This is a genomic window from Aeromicrobium sp. REDSEA-S32_B7 (genome assembly GCF_001626145.1).
Classification (GTDB): Bacteria; Actinomycetota; Actinomycetes; order Propionibacteriales; family Nocardioidaceae; genus Aeromicrobium; species Aeromicrobium erythreum.
Genome location: NZ_LUNF01000210.1, coordinates 1 through 3038 on the forward strand (window position 1 = coordinate 1; position 3038 = coordinate 3038).

General features: G+C 71.7%; 5 protein-coding genes. All 5 read left to right on the forward strand.

The annotated features are described in order from the left end of the window. On the forward strand, positions 1 to 421 hold a 421-nt coding region (coaD, locus tag A6Q79_RS13860; protein WP_317698634.1), incomplete at its 5' end, for a pantetheine-phosphate adenylyltransferase. Between the two features lie 155 nt (positions 422 to 576). Further along, positions 577 to 1107, forward strand: coding sequence for a YceD family protein (locus tag A6Q79_RS13865; protein WP_317698635.1), 531 nt, complete (start codon positions 577 to 579; stop codon positions 1105 to 1107). An 86-nt stretch (positions 1108 to 1193) separates the two neighbouring features. Next, complete coding sequence (rpmF, locus tag A6Q79_RS13870) at positions 1194 to 1379, forward strand: 50S ribosomal protein L32 (RefSeq protein WP_179531562.1); 186 nt, start codon at positions 1194 to 1196, stop codon at positions 1377 to 1379. A 26-nt stretch (positions 1380 to 1405) separates the two neighbouring features. Next, positions 1406 to 2161 carry a ribonuclease III gene (gene rnc, locus A6Q79_RS13875; protein WP_317698637.1) on the forward strand — a complete coding sequence of 252 codons (756 nt, stop codon included), beginning with the start codon at positions 1406 to 1408 and terminating at the stop codon, positions 2159 to 2161. A 6-nt stretch (positions 2162 to 2167) separates the two neighbouring features. Continuing rightward, positions 2168 to 3037, forward strand: a complete 870-nt coding sequence (gene mutM, locus A6Q79_RS13880; RefSeq protein WP_317698636.1) for a bifunctional DNA-formamidopyrimidine glycosylase/DNA-(apurinic or apyrimidinic site) lyase — start codon at positions 2168 to 2170, stop codon at positions 3035 to 3037. Position 3038 lies beyond the last annotated feature (1 nt).

Genomic DNA, 3038 nt, shown 5'->3' on the forward strand with positions numbered 1-3038 from the left:
GGTCGTCGTCGCCGTCGGGGTCAACAAGTCCAAGTCGAGCAGCCGACTGTTCTCCTCCGACGAGCGGATGGACATGCTCCGTCAGGCCTGCGCCCCGTGGGAGAACGTCCGGGTCGAGGGCTTCACCGGGCTGCTCACCGACTTCTGCGTCGAGCACGAGATCCAGGCCATCGTGAAGGGCCTGCGCGCCGTCAGCGACTTCGACTACGAGCTGCAGATGGCGCAGATGAACGCCTCGCTCACCGACGTCGAGACCGTCTTCGTCCCCACCAGCCCCGAGTGGTCGTTCCTGGCCAGCAGCCTGGTCAAGGAGGTGGCGACCTACGGCGGCGACGTGTCGACGTTGGTCCCCGACTTCGTCCACGAGCGTCTGGCTGAGAGGATCGCCGAGAACGCCGCACGCAACGCCGCGCGGGGCTGACCGCCCCACGGTCCTCGGGGGAGTCCGCTCCACCGCTGACCTGCCCCGACGTCGTTTTGTCGCCCACCCGCACGACGGTTACGCTTCTACGCGATCTGTTGTGCCCGGACCCTGGAAGTGATCTCCTGACCAGCCTGGACCCGAGAGCGCCGCTCGTGCTCGACACCCGCGAGCTCGGCCGCCGCCCGGGGTCCCAGCGTGAGGAGTCGCGGACAGTGCCGGCCCCGGCAGATCTGGGCATCGACGTCCTCCGTGTCCCCGAGGGCTCGCCGGTCGAGATCGACCTGCGGCTCGAGGCGGTCATGGAGGGAGTCCTGGTGACGGGCACGGCGCGAGCCGCGCTCGAGGGCGAGTGCGCACGGTGCCTGGAACCCATCGACGACGACGTCGAGGTGCGGTTCCAGGAGCTGTACGTCTACGCCGAGCACCAGACCTCCCACGACGAGGACGACGAGGTCAGCAGGCTGCAGGACGACCTGGTCGACCTGGAGCCGCAGCTGAGGGACGCGGTGGTGCTGGAGCTGCCGTTCCAGCCCATGTGTGAGCCGGACTGCCCCGGTCTGTGCCCCGACTGCGGGGCGCGACTGGCCGAGGACCCGGACCACGCGCACGAGGCACCGATCGACCCCCGGTGGGCCGGTCTCGCGGGCCTCCAGCAGGACCAGCAGGACCCAGACCAGCAGTAGTCGGCCCCGCCAGCGCAGGGTCGGCCAGCAGAGCCCGACAAGCAGAGCTGGGCCGGACCTCCCGGCCCCGGTACAAGGAGAGAACAGTGGCTGTCCCGAAGCGGAAGATGTCGCGCAGCAACACCCGGCACCGTCGTTCGGCCTGGAAGACCAGCGCCCCGACCCTGGTGACCTGCGCGAACCCCGCGTGCGGTGCCAAGCACCTCCCGCACCGTGCGTGCGGCGAGTGCGGTCAGTACGGCGCCCGGTCCGACCGTCGTCAGGTCCTCTGAGCGGCCCTGCTGCCCTGACCGGCACCATCGACGACTACAGCGGGCTGCGCTCGGCGCTCGGGGACCCGGAGCTGGACCCCGAGCTGCTCGAGCGCGCCCTCACGCATCGGTCCTACGCCTACGAGAACGGCGGCCTGCCGACCAACGAGCGCCTGGAGTTCCTGGGTGACTCGGTGCTCGGCGTCGTCGTGACCGAGACGCTCTACCGCACCCATCCCGACCTCTCCGAGGGACGGCTGGCGAAGCTGCGGGCCGCGGTGGTCAACGCGCGCGCCCTGGCCGAGGTCGGACGCAGCATCGGTCTCGGCGAGCACGTCAAGCTCGGCCGCGGCGAGGAGGCGACCGGGGGACGCAACAAGGCCTCGATCCTCTCCGACACCGTCGAGGCGGTCATCGGGGCGGTGCACCTCTCCGGCGGAGGCATGGCGACCTCCGCCGAGGTGGTCCACCGGCTCTTCGACCCTCTCATCGAGGCCGCCTCGGCCATGGGGGCCGGGCTGGACTGGAAGACCTCCTTGCAGGAGCTCTCCGCCGAGCACGGCCTCGGCGTCCCGGAGTACGTCATCGAGGACTCCGGCCCTGACCACATGAAGACCTTCACCGCCAAGGTCCGCGTCGGCGAGCAGCTCTACGGCAACGGCAGCGGCCGGTCGAAGAAGGAGGCCGAGCAGGCCGCCGCCGAGACCGCCTACGGCGAGATCGTCGGTCAGCTCGGCACCACCTCCGGCGACTCCTCGGCCACCCCCACCGGCGACACCGCGAGCGCCGCCGGCGGCGACTGAGCCCCGGTGCCCGAGCTCCCCGAGGTCGAGGTCGTCCGCGCCGGCCTCGAGCGTCACGTGGTCGGCGCCCGCGTGGTCGCCGTCGACGTCCTCCACGAACGACCTGTTCGCCGGGATCCTCGCGGTCCCGAGGGCTTCGCGCTAGCGCTGGCCGGCCGGACGATCACCGGCGCCAGCCGCCGCGGCAAGTACCTCTGGCTGCCCCTCGACGACGGGGACGCCCTGCTGTGCCACCTCGGCATGAGCGGCCAGATGCTGGTCCAGCCGGCCGACGCCGAGCCCGAGAGGCACCTGCGGGTGCGGCTGCGTCTCGACGGTGCCGCCGAGGGGCGGCACCTGCACTTCGTGGACCAGCGGATGTTCGGCGGGCTGATGGTCTCGACCGGGGGAGCGGTGCTGCCCCCCGAGATCGCCCACATCGGCCGAGACCCGCTCGACCCGCTCTTCGACCTCGACGACGTCGTCGCCCGGGTGCGCCGCCGCGGCTCGGCGATCAAGCGGCAGCTGCTCGACCAGGCCCTGGTCTCGGGCATCGGCAACATCTACGCCGACGAGGCCCTGTGGCGGGCACGCATCCACGGCGAGCGGCCCGGCGACCGGCTCACCCGCGCCCAGGTCGTCGAGCTGATCGGGCACGCGCGCGACGTCATGCTGGACGCTTTGGCCCAGGGTGGCACCTCCTTCGACGCGCTCTACGTCAACGTCAACGGGGAGTCGGGCTACTTCGACCGCTCGTTGCACGCCTACGGCCGCGAGGGGGAGCCCTGCGACCGGTGCGGGCGGGCGGTCCGGCGCGTGGCCTTCATGAACCGCTCGTCGTACTTCTGCCCGGGCTGCCAGCCGGTGCCTCGAGCCACCCGGCGCCCCCCTCGTTGAG